The organism is Vibrio sp. Y2-5, assembly GCF_014596725.1.
In the GTDB taxonomy this organism is placed as follows: Bacteria; Pseudomonadota; Gammaproteobacteria; order Enterobacterales; family Vibrionaceae; genus Vibrio.
The window spans coordinates 86267-101673 of record NZ_JACVEG010000001.1 but is presented as its reverse complement, the minus strand read 5'-3'; the positions used below and the strand labels follow the sequence as shown (position 1 = coordinate 101673).

General features: G+C 42.8%; 15 protein-coding genes. 6 read left to right on the top strand and 9 right to left on the bottom strand.

Translation table 11 applies throughout. From position 1 onward, the window contains the following. Window positions 1-621: 621 nt before the first annotated feature. From HUO09_RS00430 to HUO09_RS00415, 4 genes are all read left to right on the top strand, one after another. Window positions 622-1617 (top strand): BMP family protein, encoded by a 996-nt coding sequence (locus HUO09_RS00430; protein ID WP_373563674.1) that lies wholly within the window; start codon window positions 622-624, stop codon window positions 1615-1617. A 160-nt stretch (window positions 1618-1777) separates the two neighbouring features. Then, on the top strand, window positions 1778-3346 hold the full coding sequence (locus tag HUO09_RS00425; RefSeq protein WP_167413237.1) for an ABC transporter ATP-binding protein: 1569 nt from the start codon (window positions 1778-1780) through the stop codon (window positions 3344-3346). Beyond that, window positions 3343-4455 (top strand): ABC transporter permease, encoded by a 1113-nt coding sequence (locus HUO09_RS00420; RefSeq protein WP_167413238.1) that lies wholly within the window; start codon window positions 3343-3345, stop codon window positions 4453-4455. The genes HUO09_RS00425 and HUO09_RS00420 overlap by 4 nt, the downstream gene beginning before the upstream one ends. 2 nt (window positions 4456-4457) lie before the next feature. Then, window positions 4458-5423, top strand: coding sequence for an ABC transporter permease (locus HUO09_RS00415; RefSeq protein ID WP_188232680.1), 966 nt, complete (start codon window positions 4458-4460; stop codon window positions 5421-5423). A 65-nt stretch (window positions 5424-5488) separates the two neighbouring features. Here HUO09_RS00415 and HUO09_RS00410 read toward each other — a convergent pair whose 3' ends face one another. From HUO09_RS00410 to HUO09_RS00395, 4 genes are all read right to left on the bottom strand, one after another. After that, on the bottom strand, window positions 5489-6310 hold the full coding sequence (locus HUO09_RS00410) for a TatD family hydrolase (protein ID WP_223159264.1): 822 nt from the start codon (window positions 6308-6310) through the stop codon (window positions 5489-5491). Continuing rightward, on the bottom strand, window positions 6267-6422 hold the full coding sequence (locus HUO09_RS00405; RefSeq protein ID WP_167413645.1) for a DUF5363 family protein: 156 nt from the start codon (window positions 6420-6422) through the stop codon (window positions 6267-6269). Before HUO09_RS00405 ends, HUO09_RS00410 begins: the two co-directional genes overlap by 44 nt. A 19-nt stretch (window positions 6423-6441) precedes the next feature. Next, window positions 6442-7215 carry a peroxide stress protein YaaA gene (yaaA, locus tag HUO09_RS00400; protein WP_188232679.1) on the bottom strand — a complete coding sequence of 258 codons (774 nt, stop codon included), beginning with the start codon at window positions 7213-7215 and terminating at the stop codon, window positions 6442-6444. A 126-nt stretch (window positions 7216-7341) separates the two neighbouring features. After that, window positions 7342-8781 carry a sodium:alanine symporter family protein gene (locus HUO09_RS00395; protein WP_167413647.1) on the bottom strand — a complete coding sequence of 480 codons (1440 nt, stop codon included), beginning with the start codon at window positions 8779-8781 and terminating at the stop codon, window positions 7342-7344. A gap of 676 nt (window positions 8782-9457) precedes the next feature. Here HUO09_RS00395 and HUO09_RS00390 point away from each other — a divergent pair. Then, window positions 9458-9646: a DUF3545 family protein gene (locus HUO09_RS00390; RefSeq protein ID WP_167413648.1), complete on the top strand. Its 189-nt coding sequence runs from the start codon at window positions 9458-9460 to the stop codon at window positions 9644-9646. Between the two features lie 47 nt (window positions 9647-9693). Here HUO09_RS00390 and HUO09_RS00385 read toward each other — a convergent pair whose 3' ends face one another. The 3 genes from HUO09_RS00385 to nfo all read right to left on the bottom strand — a co-directional run bounded on the left by HUO09_RS00385 (window position 9694) and on the right by nfo (window position 12340). Then, on the bottom strand, window positions 9694-10245 hold the full coding sequence (locus HUO09_RS00385; protein ID WP_188232678.1) for a hemerythrin domain-containing protein: 552 nt from the start codon (window positions 10243-10245) through the stop codon (window positions 9694-9696). Window positions 10246-10351: 106 nt separating this feature from the next. After that, window positions 10352-11038, bottom strand: a complete 687-nt coding sequence (gene ung / locus HUO09_RS00380) for a uracil-DNA glycosylase (protein WP_167413650.1) — start codon at window positions 11036-11038, stop codon at window positions 10352-10354. A 426-nt stretch (window positions 11039-11464) separates the two neighbouring features. Continuing rightward, window positions 11465-12340, bottom strand: a complete 876-nt coding sequence (nfo, locus tag HUO09_RS00375; protein WP_188232677.1) for a deoxyribonuclease IV — start codon at window positions 12338-12340, stop codon at window positions 11465-11467. Window positions 12341-12678: 338 nt separating this feature from the next. Here nfo and grcA point away from each other — a divergent pair, with 338 nt between their 5' ends. Next, window positions 12679-13056 carry an autonomous glycyl radical cofactor GrcA gene (gene grcA / locus HUO09_RS00370; protein ID WP_167413652.1) on the top strand — a complete coding sequence of 126 codons (378 nt, stop codon included), beginning with the start codon at window positions 12679-12681 and terminating at the stop codon, window positions 13054-13056. Between the two features lie 103 nt (window positions 13057-13159). On the opposite strand, the gene thrC is transcribed toward grcA, so the two are convergent. Both thrC and thrB read right to left on the bottom strand, forming a co-directional pair. Then, window positions 13160-14446 carry a threonine synthase gene (gene thrC / locus HUO09_RS00365; RefSeq protein ID WP_188232676.1) on the bottom strand — a complete coding sequence of 429 codons (1287 nt, stop codon included), beginning with the start codon at window positions 14444-14446 and terminating at the stop codon, window positions 13160-13162. Then, the gene (thrB, locus tag HUO09_RS00360; RefSeq protein ID WP_042480786.1) at window positions 14443-15399 is read right to left on the bottom strand and encodes a homoserine kinase; all 957 of its coding nucleotides are present in this window, start codon (window positions 15397-15399) and stop codon (window positions 14443-14445) included. Before thrB ends, thrC begins: the two co-directional genes overlap by 4 nt. Window positions 15400-15407: the final 8 nt, after the last annotated feature.

Here is a 15407-nt window from a genome sequence, read left to right as displayed (position 1 = left end):
CTAAAAAGCGCTGCAACCGTTTGCTCACAAAAGAAGATGTCAAGTTTTCAACTTTTAAGCTCAACTTCTCGACATTTAATACCCAATTCAGCGACAAACATTGATTTTATATCAAGTTAAAACATGAGCGCTCCATCACGCTCGAATGTTACATTTTTCAGTCAACCGCACTACAAACTTGTATTCAATAGCACATTTAATAGCGTGCTAATTAGAAATAGATTCATCCTTACATATAACCAATAAGTTGGCTTACCATTTGCTTAGTGAACTGAACGCTAGCAAAACAGCGTTTAATAAAGTAACCACATCGTCATCTTGCACTATTTTGGTGATGAGAATCACAATTTTGGTGAGTCTAATTTCTTGTAAACGCTAGGAATTAACAAATAAACATACATTTATGGCTAATTAGTTTATTCCTTTACAAAAAAATGTGATTTGGTGTGAGGTATTCGACTTTTTTTTGCAGCGCAAACGATAAACTTATACACGATCAAATTCGCTCACCAATAATTAATTCAAACTATTGATATTTTGTTTTTGGGTTTGTTGGACTTTTGTTAAAAAGTCCGCAGTCTCTCGTCTAGTACAGTGGTATTGCAACATAGGTATATAACAGTGAAAAAATCTATTATAAAAATCTCAGCACTTGCTTTAGCGGTTTCGTCATTTCACGTTTTCGCAGAAGCAAAACCAGCCGTAATTTATGATACAGCGGGTAAATTCGATAAATCGTTCAACGAAGCGGTCTATCAAAATGGTGTAAAAGTGATGGCAGCTGAAGGTACTAAAGTTCGCGAATTTGAACCTCAGAATGAAGCTCAGCGTGAACAAGGCCTTCGTCGCTTAGCAAGCCGCGGTTATAGCCCTATTGTTGCTGTAGGCTTTAATATGGCATCAGCTGTAGAAAAAGTGGCAACTGAATTCCCAGACATTCATTTCACAATTCTTGACTCAGTTGTTGATAAGCCAAACGTACAATCAATCGTATTTAAAGAACACGAAGGTTCATTCCTAGTGGGTGCACTTGCTGCGAAGGCGTCTAAATCAGGCGTAGTTGGCTTCATTGGTGGTATGGATATTCCTCTTATCCGTAAATTCCAATGTGGTTATGAGCAAGGCGCTAAATACACCAACCCAAGCATCACTGTTCTACAAAACATGACAGGCTCAACTCCAGCAGCATTTGCTGACCCAGCAAAAGGTTCTGAGCTTGCAAAATCTCAATTCTCTAAAGGTGTTGACGTTGTTTACGCGGCAGCTGGCGGTACTGGTCTAGGTGTTTACCAAGCAGCAAAAGATGCAGGCAAACTAGCGATCGGTGTTGACTCAAACCAAAACCACCTGCAACCAGGCACCATGCTAACGTCAATGGTTAAACTGGTAGGTGCAGCTTCAGTTGAGTCTTGGAAAGAAGAGATGAACGGTACTTGGAAACCAGGTATCAAAGCTCTGGGTCTAAAAGAGAATGCGGTTGACTGGGCATACGATGACAACAACAAGTCTCTGATCACTGACGAAATGAAAGCTTATATGGATACTCTAAAAGCAGACATCATCGCAGGCAAAATCAAGATTCACGATTATATGTCTAACAACAAGTGTGAGTACTAATTTAGTTCTCAATACTTAGTTAAAACAATACGTTCCGTTTGGAAATGTTATACGCCGCTGCTTGCTCAGCGGCGTATGATTTATTTGGCTGCTCGTTTAAGCGCATCCATTTGAATATGGCCTTAGGGTCGTTGACCTCATTAGTTCAGGAAGTTTTTACGTGACGCAATCTCAAAACTATGCCATCGAACTTAAAAAAATCGATAAACGCTTTGGTGCCGTTCACGCGAATAAAGCTATCGATTTAAAAGTTCCAGCAGGTACCATTCACGGCATTATCGGTGAAAATGGCGCTGGTAAATCCACCTTGATGAGCATCATTTACGGTTTTTATACACCAAACTCAGGTGAGATGTTCGTTGATGGTAAACCATATACCCCTAATAACTCTCAAGAAGCTATTGCAGCAGGGATAGGTATGGTTCACCAACACTTTATGTTGGTTGATACCTTCACAGTTCTTGAAAACGTTGTTCTCGGTGCTGAATCTGGCTGGAAATTAGATGACAGCTTAAAAGCAGCGAGAAAGAAACTGGTCCAAATTGAAAAAGACTACGGTTTAGATGTTCCACTCGATAAGTTGGTCGGAGACCTACCTGTTGGCTTACAACAGCGAGTCGAAATTCTTAAAGCCCTTTACCGCGATGCAAAGCTACTTATTCTTGATGAACCAACGGGTGTATTAACCCCTCAAGAAGCGGATCACCTATTTGCGATTCTGGACAAGCTACGTAGCCAAGGAACAACCGTCATCATCATTACCCACAAGTTACGTGAAGTACTGGCTATTACCGACAACATTTCGGTTATGCGTCAGGGTCAGATGGTTGCCGATGTAAAAACGTCAGAAACCAATCGCGAAGAGCTTGCAGAGCTGATGGTGGGACGTAAAGTTCGCTTAAAAGTCGACAAGTCAGAAGCTAAACCAGCGAAAGAGCTGCTTAAGGTAAACAAGCTAGGCTACGTTGATCACAGCGGCGTAAAACGAGTTAAAGACATCAGTTTTTCAGTTCGTGCTGGAGAACTAGTCGGTATTGCTGGTGTATCCGGCAATGGTCAATCAGAGATTCTGTCTCTTTTGTCTGGCATCTTAAAACCCACGTCAGGAAGCTTTGAACTGAATGGACACACGATTTCTGTAGACAAGCCCGCAGATCCTCAACAAGTAAGAGCAATGGGTGTGGGTCATATTCCTGAAGATCGCCACAAACAAGGCTTGATCAACAAATTTGAAGCTCAAGAAGCTTACATCTTGGGTTATCACAATCTGCCAAAATACAACAAAGGCTTACTGCAAGACAAAGCCGCTATTTCGAAGATTTGCCAAGAGAGTATGGATAAATGGGATGTTCGCCCGAATGACATCCATCTAAAAACGGCAAATTTTTCGGGTGGTAACCAGCAAAAACTGGTGATTGCTCGTGAAATGGAAGAGAACCCAGACGTTCTTCTAATTGGCCAACCTACACGAGGTGTGGACATCGGTGCAATTGAGTATATCCACCAGCAAATCATTGCCAGCCGAGATGCTGGTAAAGCCGTACTATTAGTCTCAGTTGAACTGGATGAAATCCTCAGCCTCGCTGACCGTATTTTGGTTGTGTTCGATGGCGCTATTGTCGGTGAACTGCAAGCTCATCAGGCCGATGAGAAAACATTAGGTCTTATGATGGCGAACATCATTCCAGACCATATAAAAGAGAGTATTGCCCAAGGAGAGACGGCATGAGTCAGGCAAAAGTGCCCGCTTGGGTAACCATTGCGCTGTTACCTGCGATTAACGTGTTAGTCGCGTTTTTAGTTTCAGCATTGTTGTTTATTTATATTGATATTAACCCCTTGGATGCCATTAAAGTCATGTGGACAGGGGCGTTCGGTTACGCTGAAGGGTTCGGTTACACCCTTTACTACACAACTGGCTTTATCTTTACGGGTTTAGCGGTTGCTGTGGCTTATCACGCGGGGCTGTTCAACATCGGTGTGGAAGGTCAGGCATATATTGGTGGTCTGGGTGTAGGGATCATCTGTTTAACCCTAGGCGAATACGCTCCTTGGTATGTCGTATTTCCTGTAGCGGTTATCGCAGGCGGCGCTTTTGGTGCGGCTTGGGCGTTTATTCCTGCTTACTTACAGGCAAAGCGGGGGTCTCATATCGTTATTACAACGATCATGTTTAACTTCATTGCCGCTTCGCTAATGGCATACCTTCTGGTCGACATCCTTAAACCAGAAACCACAATGGCAACAGAAAGCCGCGTGTTTGCACAAGGTAGCTGGCTACCAAAAATACACGAGCTGTTTGCAGTATTTGGTATCAACGTTGCGCCAAGCCCACTCAACATCAGTTTCATTTTTGCGCTATTGTGCTGTGTGTTTGTGTGGTTATTTATTTGGCATTCTCGCTGGGGATATGAGATTCGCTCTATTGGTGCTAACGCGTCAGCTGCATCTTATGCAGGTATTAACTATCTAAAAATCGTAGTCATCACAATGATGCTCTCTGGTATGTTGGCCGGCTTCTTTGGCATTAACGTGCTGCAAGGTGAGCTTCATCAGATCAAACTGAACTTTGTAGAAGGGTTTGGCTTTACGGGTATTGCTGTTGCTCTAATGGGTCGAAACCACCCTGTGGGTGTTGTCCTAGCAAGTTTACTGTTTGGCTTCCTCTATCAAGGTGGTGCTGAGCTGAGCTTCGATTATGGTGTTGACCGTAACATCGTCGTTGTACTACAAGGTCTGGTCATTCTCTTCTCTGGTGCGCTTGAGTACATGTTCAAACCTTCAATTGAACGCATTTATCTGCGCTTATTTGGCAAACAAGAACATGGAGTTGCGTAATCATGTTTGAAACCATCATTTTAATGGCTGATGCCACAATTCGTGTTGCCACCCCGCTTATTCTAGCTGCTTTAGCAGGCATGTTTAGTGAACGTTCAGGTGTAGTAAACATTGCATTGGAAGGTAAACTTTTGGCAGCAGCTTTCGCGGGTGCTGCTACTGCATATATCACGGGCTCAGCTTGGCTGGGTGTTTGTGCTGGTGTTCTGGTGTCTATTCTGCTTGCCTTACTTCACGGCTTTGCTTCGATCACTCACCGTGGTGATCAAGTGGTCAGCGGTATGGCAATCAATATTCTGGCAACCGGTTTAACCGTAACTCTTGGACGTTACTGGTTCAATCAAGGCGGTCAAACACCCGCACTATCCGGCGATGCTCGTTTTGCACCAATCACATTACCGGGCGCAGATGCCTTGCAAGACGTTCCTGTTATTGGACTACTTTACTCTGAGCTCATCAGTGGTCACTCGATTATTGAGTATGTGGCTTTAGCGGCAGTACCTTTGTCTTGGTACGTATTGTTCAAAACTCGCTTCGGCTTACGCTTAAGAGCGGTAGGTGATTCTCCGGCGGCAGTGGATACAGCCGGTATTTCGGTTACTGGAATGCGTTATAGTGCAATGGTGATCTGTGGCTTATTGGTAGGTTTGGCTGGCGTATACCTCTCTGTAGGTCAAACTGCGCAGTTCATTCCTAACATGAGCGCAGGTAAAGGCTATATGGCATTGGCGGCTCTGATCTTTGGTAAGTGGCGCCCTGTGACAGCCATGGCTGCTTGTTTGCTGTTTGGCTTCCTTGATGCGCTGGCGATTCGCCTGCAAGGTGTGAGTGTTGGTGACTTCCCTATTCCGGTTCAAGCCATTGAAGCATTGCCATATGTCTTGACGGTATTTCTACTTGCAGGATTTATTGGTAAAGCGGTCGCGCCAAAAGCAATTGGTGTTCCGTACACCAAAGAGCGCGAATAAAGATTTAATCTTTTACCTAAAACTCTTTACCAAAGACAAAGGGAGCGATATTCGCTCCCTTTTTGCTATTCATCAATCCGAAACAGCTCAATACTGTTTGCCCAAAGCTGTGATGCCAGTTTTTCTTTATTGGTGTCTCTCAGCACCGCCAGCTCTTCTAAGACATGAATTAAATACTTAGGATGATTGGCCTCGCCTTGCCTGCCAAATAGCGGCATGTCCGGTGCGTCGGTTTCTAAAACCAGAGACTCTATCGGTAATTGGCTGATCGCTTGTCGAGTTTTATTGGCTCGTGGGTAAGTAATCACTCCGCCTACACCGATTTTAAAGCCAAGATCGATAAACTGTCTGGCTTGTTGTTCACTGCCGGAAAAAGCATGTAACACACCACCTTGAGTAAAGCGATGTTGCTTAATTAGTTGCAGCAATCGGTTATGCGTTTTTCGGCTGTGCAGGATGAGCGGAAGATGAGCATGTTGCGCCATAGCGAGTTGAGCGATGAAAACTCGCTCTTGAAGCGAGGCATCAACCGCAACCATAGCATCTAATCCGCATTCACCAACGGCAACACAAGCACTCTCTCGCTGCGATAATTCATCTTCTAACAGCTGCAACTGTTCATCGGAAAAATGTTCAAGAAAATAAGGATGGAAGCCCAGAGCGTATCGAAGGGTTACTGGATATTGTGTGGCGAGGTTTTTCACTCGCAACCAATTAGAAAGGCCAACAGATGGAATAATGATTTTCTCTACATGAGCTTGCGTTGCGGCTGACATTTGTTCGGAAAACGACGCGGCAAACTCATCAAAATCAAAGTGGCAATGAGTATCAAATAGCCGCAGCTTATGCCTTGTCGCTGTCTTTGTCATGAGTTGGGGTTTTATCATGAATCGGATCTTTACGATAAGGGACGCAACAACGTTTTTGATCTGGTGTTAGCCCCATGTTTTGGCACCAGTCATCATAGCGTGCCAGCCATTTTTTAAACCAAGTTAGCATAACAACCCCATCTAAAGACTTATTGTTCTTCTCGTTTGAAGACAAGCTCTGTTGCTGTCGATTCAGCAGCACAGTAGTAGTAGCCAGCAGTATCAAAAGATTCTAACTGCTTTACCGACTCAATACGGTTTTCAATAATATAGCGCGCCATCATACCCCGGGCTTTTTTCGCAAAGAAGCTGATGACTTTGTATTGACCATTTTTGCAGTCTTTAAACACAGGCGTGATCACTTGGGCATCTAAAGCTTTCGGTTTAACGGCTTTGAAGTATTCATTAGAAGCCAGATTGACCAGCACGTTGTCTTCCTGTGTCTTAATCGCGTCATTTAGCTTTTCAGTAATGATATTGCCCCAGAATTGATAGAGATTGCTGCCACGCTCATTACCCAGCTTAGTACCCATTTCAAGACGGTAAGGCTGCATAAGATCGAGAGGCTTCAACAATCCGTATAAACCAGACAGCATACGCAGATGAGTCTGCGCATAGTCTAAATCAGCTTCAGATAAGGTTTCTGCTTCAAGACCAGTATAGACATCACCTTTGAAAGCAAAAATCGCTGGGCGAGAATTATCAGGTGTGAAGGTTTCAGTCCATTGCTCAAAGCGTGCCACGTTCAATCCAGCAATTTTGTCGCTCACTTTCATTAAGTCGGCAATATCTTGCGGTGTCAATGTGCGGCACACTTTAATTAATTCCGCTGAGTGAGAAGTCAACTCTGGCTGAGTAAAGCGCGTTGTTGGCAATGGAGATTCATAATCCAATGTTTTTGCTGGAGAGACCACTATGAGCATAAGGTTTCCTTTATAAATTCTGTTGAGCTGGCTTTTATTGCTTTTGAACGATAGCTTACAAAAAAAGCCATGCAGTGTCTGCATGGCTTTTCCAATCTATAACATCGGTACTATCTATTAGTGTACTTAGTTAGCTTTATTTGACTTAGATTGATCCCAGATGCCATCTTCAAGTTGAGTTTTTAGTTCTGGGTACTCATTAGCATTGAAAGTCGGTACTTTGCCTGCATCTAGCTGACGGTTGTAGTCTTTTGCCAACTTAATGACTGTTCCAGACAGAAGCAGAATCGCAATCAAGTTAACAATCGCCATCAAGCCCATAGAAACGTCTGCCATCGCCCAAACGGTAGGCAGTGTCGCTAACGCACCAAACATCACCATGCTTAAGAAAATCAGACGAAAAACCATTAACCCTTTCTTGTTATTGTGCTCAAGAAATATCAGGTTAGTTTCCGCGTACGAATAATTCGCAATGATTGACGTGAAAGCAAAGAAGAAAATTGCCATCGCAATGAACACGCCGCCCCAATCGCCCACTTGTGAACTTAGTGCACGTTGTGTCAGTTCGATACCAGTAATCTCACCGTGTGGAACATATTCACCAGACACAAGGATGATCGCCATGGTCGCTGAACAAATCACGATAGTATCAACAAACACACCCAACATTTGCACATAACCTTGAGACGCAGGATGCGGAGGATAAGGCGTTGCAGAAGCCGCAGCATTCGGTGCAGAACCCATACCCGCTTCGTTTGAGAACAATCCACGTTTTACACCGTTGATCATTGCTTGTGCAATCGCATAACCAAGACCACCAGCGGCCGCTTGCTCAAAACCGAATGCACTTTTAATGATCAGAGAGAACACCGCAGGTACTTTCTCTAAGTTCATGAACACCACCACAAGTGCAATCGCTAGGTAAGCAATAGCCATGAACGGAACGATAAGCTCAGCGGTACGTGCAATTTTACGGATACCACCGAAAATTACGAAGGCAGTCAGTAGCACAATGCCAACACCGACCATCATTGGGTCAAAGCCAAATGCATTGTTCATCGCATTTGAAATTGAGTTAGCTTGTACTGCGTTGAACACCAAGCCGAACGCAATGATAAGGAAGATTGAGAAAAGTACACCCATCCAGCGCATACCCAAGCCTTTCTCCATGTAATAAGCTGGGCCACCACGGTAATTGCCGTCCTTATCACGTGATTTATAAAGCTGAGCAAGAGTACTTTCTGCAAATGATGTCGCCATGCCTAGCATCGCAGTCATCCACATCCAGAAAATCGCCCCAGGACCACCGACGGTTAAAGCAACCGCAACACCGGCCATGTTGCCTGTACCTACACGCGCTGCAAGACTGGTACAAAGAGCTTGAAAAGAAGAAATACCAGCATTGTCCGCTTTACGGCTATTTCTCAGTACGCTGAACATATGTCCAAAATGACGAAATTGGATGAAGCCTAAACGCAATGTGAAATAAATACCGACACCTACTAGGAGATACACCAGTATCGATCCCCAAAGCAGGTCGTTCATTAAGTTAATTAAGTCTGTCACAAAAACCTCTAAAAAGAGTAAGTATTAGAACCTGAAAATAAAAGTTAGCACTTTAACTACACGCTCGCTGGCTGCGATTTGCTTTTATTATGGTGTGTAGTTCAGGAGATTGGAGATACGCTAGTGGTTTAGGTATCTGTATGATGGGCGTGAATAATGCAGGCTGGGTGGTTAAAAATCAATATGAGTCAAGTTGCATTTGTGAAAATCCGTCTGATCCATTCGTAGAAACAACACTAAGCGAACATTACACAAACAGAACACTATTATTACATTTATTAAACATCAACACCCACATCAAACTTATGTCATGCACAATAAGTTAAAGCCATGTTCCCCCTTATAGATCTATATGCGCCATCGTAAAATAATTTCTAATTGCAGAACTTGAAGCATTTCGAAACTTAGAGACCAAAAATTAAACAACCGAGAAGCCCACAACCTAGATTAACAACCTTTTATTAACATCAGCCAATTATCAATAAATAAGAAATACGGTATCCAACCGGTTAAATAACAACCAACCCAATGCTAGCAAAGTTTATATTCCTGGAAGAAATCCATAAAAATTTCATATCAATGAAACAAATGAGAAATAAATCATAGTTATTGTCCTAAAAAATATGATATTTAGAAAAAACTCCAGGACAGGAGACAACCAGAAAGAGGCTTGCTTATGGATGACTTGCACTTCGATGAATTGTTAGATGCACAAATCGCAAAGCTCCGCTCAAATGCGAGTAGCAAAGCGAAACCAGCTAAAAGGATGTGGCGTGAAATAGAAGCAATACGAGATCGAAAACGGTTGGAAAGAGAGTTACTAGAAATGGATGTTTGTCTAGAGCTTGATGACCTCAAATTATAAATAGAAGAGGCGCCTTTATTGGCGCCTTTTCTATTTTTACACTTCGACTAATTGCATTCTGTCTCGCTTTTTCTTACTCGACGAGCAAGCTGAGCGTATCTTTCTGCAATGGTTGAACCAAAAACAGGATCATCTTCATTACAATTCCATTCAGATTCAACCTGTTGCCAATCTGCGACGCTAAAAGTCCGATTAATCAGTGGTAAAACAGTTTGCTCTTCCATTTCTAAATGTTGACGCTGTGAACTAATAAATTGTTCTAGCTGTTCCATAAAGACATCTTGAGGAACAACTGCATCATTTAGAATCATCTCAACTGTATTCAAAAACTCATGCGTTGATTTAGATAAAAGATCATGTTCTTTTTCTAAATCCGATACTTCTTCATGCTCGCCATAATGCTGCATGTAATGCCGATAAAGAATGTCTTCTTTAGGGTGATGGACACTTTCAGAATGACTTGAAAGGTAATCCACAATTTCCTTAACGAGGCTGTAGTTAATCGGTTTTTCGTCTTTAAGAAGCTGTAACTTTCCGCGCAAAATAGCCAACAGTCGAGTCATGTATCCATGTTCACGTCTGATTCTTTCAATCATCATTGTGCGTCTCCCCTACACAGTCTTGTAGGTAAAGTCTATATAAGGAATGACTAATTCGCTTTGATTTTGGTCGAAAAATCAGCAATAGAAACAATCATTCATCACATCATTGATTCGAATCAAGAGTTGGTAGCCAATCAATTGGCATTTGCCCTAACTGTTTGAGTATCTGATTTGTTTGCGAAAAATGCTTACAACCGAAGAAACCACGATGAGCTGATAACGGCGAAGGATGCGGAGCCATAAGTACATGATGCTTACTTCTATCGATCATCTGACCCTTTTTCTGTGCATGAGATCCCCAGAGAAGGAAGATCACGCCTTGACGATGCTGGTTTAGCGCATCAATCACACGGTCTGTGAACGTTTCCCAACCCGTTTTGGCATGTGAATGTGCCTTACCCTGCTCTACTGTTAAAACCGTATTGAGCAACAGAACGCCCTGATCAGCCCAGCTTTTTAAATAGCCATGATTCGGGATTTGAAACCCTTCGATATCTTGAGCCAACTCTTTATACATATTCACCAGAGAAGGAGGCGTTTTTACTCCCGGTAGGACAGAAAAACACAAACCATGAGCCTGATTAGGGCCGTGATAAGGGTCTTGTCCAAGGATAACCACTTTGACATCGTCGAATTCAGTAAAGCGAAACGCATTAAATACATCTTTAGCAGGCGGAAAGATGACTTTACCAGCGGCACGCTCATCCTCTACAAACTTCAGCGTTTGCTGGAAATATTCTTGTTCTTTCTCTAGACCAATGACGTCGTGCCAAGTCAAAGAATGGCTCATAGCAGCTCCTGAGTATAAAAATAATTGCTTTATCTTATACCCATGGACACAAAGTTGCAGCCAGACAGCACTCGTAAATTAGAATACGACAACTCATGGAGCCTCTGAATCCTCAGATATTGCTCAAGATTGTCGTAAACGACTCAAAATGTCATCAACCCAACAACCGCCAAGTAACGTCCTAGCGATAAACTGCAGCTCTCATTAGTAAGCTTTACTTGCAATGAGGCTTACTTGGTTGAGGAGAACGATGATGACCTCGACCTGTTACATGCCGATTAGGCACTGGCATACGAGCAGCAGGTCGAGCACTGAATGATGAGGTAACACAAACTGAAGAGAACATAATTAGGCATCCTTCTTTACAACGTTTCATGAAAACGTCATGAGAAAAGCATGCCAATATCGTGATCTCAGACTAACAATTTATACACTTAAATGGTGATCGCGCATTGTTTGGATTTCTAAATGCCAAATATCAGGATCAATTGTCTCTAAAATCAATGGGATATTATCAAAACGAGGATCTTTAGAGATGTATTCGAAGCAATCCCAACCAATCTCACCCTTACCTAATGAATGGTGGCGATCCAGCTTGCTGCCTAACCCGCCTTTTGAATCATTAATATGCATTGCTCTCAAATAGTGCATACCAACAATACGATCAAACTCAGCAAAGGTCGCTTCACAAGCTTCAAAGCTACTTAAATCGTAGCCAGCGGCAAATGTGTGGCAAGTATCGAGGCAAACACCGACACGAGATTTGTCTTCCACTTGATCAATGATTGCCGCCAAATGTTCAAAGCGCCAACCTAAGTTGCTTCCTTGCCCTGCTGTATTTTCGATAACAGCAATCACATCCGGTACAGCTTTATGAGCAAGATTGATTGACTCAGCAATAGTCGCGAGGCACTGTTCTTCAGACACCAGTTTTAAATGGCTACCTGGATGAAAGTTCAGCAGCTTCAGCCCTAATAGGTTACAACGCTCCATCTCATCGAAAAACGCAGCACGCGATTTTTCCAACTTCTCTTCTTCAGGTGCACCTAAGTTAATTAAGTAAGAATCGTGAGGCAAAATACAATCGGCAGAAAAACCTAAACGCTGACATTGTTCTTTAAAGCGCCTTATCGTTGACGCCTCTAAAGGTTTAGCAACCCATTGACGCTGATTCTTAGTAAAAATAGCGAATGCGTTTGCACCAATCTCTTTTGCTCTTAATGGTGCCTGATCGACGCCGCCAGCAGCTGAAACATGAGCACCAATATATTTATTGCCAACAGGCTTTACTTCATTTGTCATTTAATCACTTTCTACTTTCAGGTTCACTTTTGTAACTTACTGATTTGTTCTATTTAGATTGTTCTAGCACGTAAAAATGTAGTTTTATTACTACAAATAGAGCAAAAATTAACCATAAAATATTTTTTAATCATTAAAAATTAATTGAATAGTTATATTTATTAATCACTTATTGATTAACATCAATTTATTCACCTTAAACTAATTAAGGTTTTATGTTGTTTTTTGACCTATATCAATACTATAATCATGGATATAAAATATATAATACGAAGCTCAACAATAATTACGAAATTTAACACCAATAAATACCACTGAAAGTGGACTAGGAGATATTGATGATCCAAGGTATCCAAATCACTAAAGCAGCTAATGATGACCTACTTAACTCTATTTGGCTAATCGATAGTGAAACAAACGAAGCTCGTTGTGTTGCAGCAACTGGTAGCTACTCAGAAGATCAAGTTGTTCCAGTATCTGACCTTGGCGAGTACGAAAGCCGTGAAGTGGCAATCGAAACTCCAGCAAAAATCGAAGGTGGTCAACACCTAAACGTTAACGTTCTTAAACGTGAAACGCTGGAAGATGCAGTAGCGCATCCAGAGAAATACCCACAGCTAACTATCCGTGTATCGGGCTACGCTGTTCGTTTTAACTCTCTAACTCCAGAGCAACAACGCGACGTTATCGCTCGTACTTTTACTGAATCTCTATAATTCAGTTTCACAGATTAAAAAAAGCGGTGCTCTTACTGTAAAGTAGCACCGCTTTTTTATGCTTTGCTGGTAGGGAATCAATCATGATTCCCCACTCACTGTATTATTCGCCACGAACCTTGATTAGAAGCTCTCTCAATGCTGCGAAGTCAACATCCATCTCGTCAGACAGCAGATCCATAACCGCATGTTTAGCCAAAGGCGCTGGTAATTCAATGTCAGTACCTAAAATATCATCTACCACTTCTTTGAACTTCGCTGGATGAGCAGTACATAAGAACAACCCTGTTTCACCTTGCTGTAATTGCTGATCAAGTACACGATAAGCGATAGCACCGTGTGGCTCGCACAGATAACCCAATGCGTTCAGTTCTTTCACTGATTCCGCACTTTCGTTATCGAGAACCGCACCTTTACCTAAGGTTTCCAATCCCCAATCTTTGATCTTGCAGAGCTCTTCAATACGTGGCCAGTTGTTTGGTTGGCTTACGTCCATCGCATTTGAAGTGGTCGCCACTGTAGGTTTTGGATCCCATTTACCGGTTTCTAGGTAACGAGGCACAGTGTCGTTTGCGTTAGTAGCCGCGATAAAACGTTTGATAGGTAAACCCAATGCTTTAGCCAATAAACCTGCAGTTAGGTTACCGAAGTTACCACTTGGAACTGAAACGACGAGATTCTCGCGCTCTGCTTTGCTCATTTGCGCAGCTGCTTCGAAGTAATAACAGATTTGCGCCATCAGACGGCTAATGTTGATTGAGTTTGCTGAGTTAAGACCCACTTTCTCACGCAGTTCAGCATCATCAAAAGCGTTTTTAACTAATGCTTGGCATGCATCGAAATCGCCATTGACAGCAACAGTGTGGATGTTCTTACCTAGTGTACAGAACAGCTTTTCTTGAAGTGGGCTGATTTTACCTTTTGGATAAAGGATCACTACATTGATGTCTTCCATGCCGTAGAAAGCATGGGCAACCGCAGCACCTGTATCACCAGAAGTTGCAGTCAAAATCGTGATTTTTCCACCATTAGACACAGCCGCAAGAGACTGAGCCATAAAACGACCGCCAAAGTCTTTAAACGCAAGCGTAGGACCATGGAATAGCTCAAGCGCATAAACGCCATCTTTAACTGACTTGATAGGTGCTGGAAATTGGAATGCTGATGCAACCATCTCATTCACTTTCTCAGTTGGTAACTCATCACCAATCAAAGCTGACAGAATTTTAGTACTACGAGTTACGAAATCTTCTGCTAACAGCGCATCAATATCATCAAATTTTGGTAATTCCGACGGGAAAAATAGGCCTTGGTTACGACCTAATCCTTGGCGCACGGCTTGGCCAAAGGATACTTGTTCATCATTTTCTTTTATGTTGTAAAGCTTCATAGCTCACTTCCTGTAACTTTTGAACCGTTTTTGTCTAGACGACAAACGTGAACGAATCCTTCTTCGTTTTGTACATAGTTTTGTTCCAGCCAACGCGCAACACGTTCAGCAACGTCTTTTTCTTTGCAGACACTGAATAGCGTTGGACCGCTTCCAGAGATGCCTGTCGCCAGTGCACCAGCAGAAAGCGCATATTGACGAGCCTTGGCAAAACCAGGCAACAGTTTCTCACGATAAGGTTCCGCGATCACGTCTTTGATCATTTTTGCCGCCAACTCAGGTTGATTGGTATGGCAGGCATGAATAAAGCCAGCCAAATAACGACCGTGAGCAATAATATCTTGGCGACGATATTGAGATGGTAAGATAGCACGGGCTTCAGCGGTTGAAACCTTAATACCCGGATAAGCCATTACCCAGTACCAATCATCAAAGCAAGGCACCTCTTGGCTGATAATGCCAAGCTCTTCAAGCATCAGTTGCACGCCACCGAGATAACATGGTGCAACGTTGTCATAGTGAATGCCACCAGAGATCTTACCTTCCATCTCACCCATTAATGCCAACAGTTCCGTTTCATTTAATGGTTGATCATGGAAACGGTTAAGCGCATCCAATGCAGCAACAATTGAACATGCACTAGAACCTAAACCAGAGCCAATAGGCATGTTCTTCTCTAGCGTCATTTCAAGAGGCTTCAATTCAACCTGCTTTTTCTCTAATTCGCGCGCGAACACTGTCCAACAATCGTAAACGATATTTTCTTTCGGGTTTTCTGGAAGCTTAGAAACAAAGCTGCCTGCTGTTTTCAGTGTAAAGGGTTCTGAACCTGCTTTGACTTGTACACGATCCCCAAGCAGTGTTCCGTCAATCGGTGAAACTGCGGCACCCAATACGTCGAAACCAACACTCACGTTACCGATAGAAGCTGGGGCGTAAACGACTACGCCCATGTCACTTG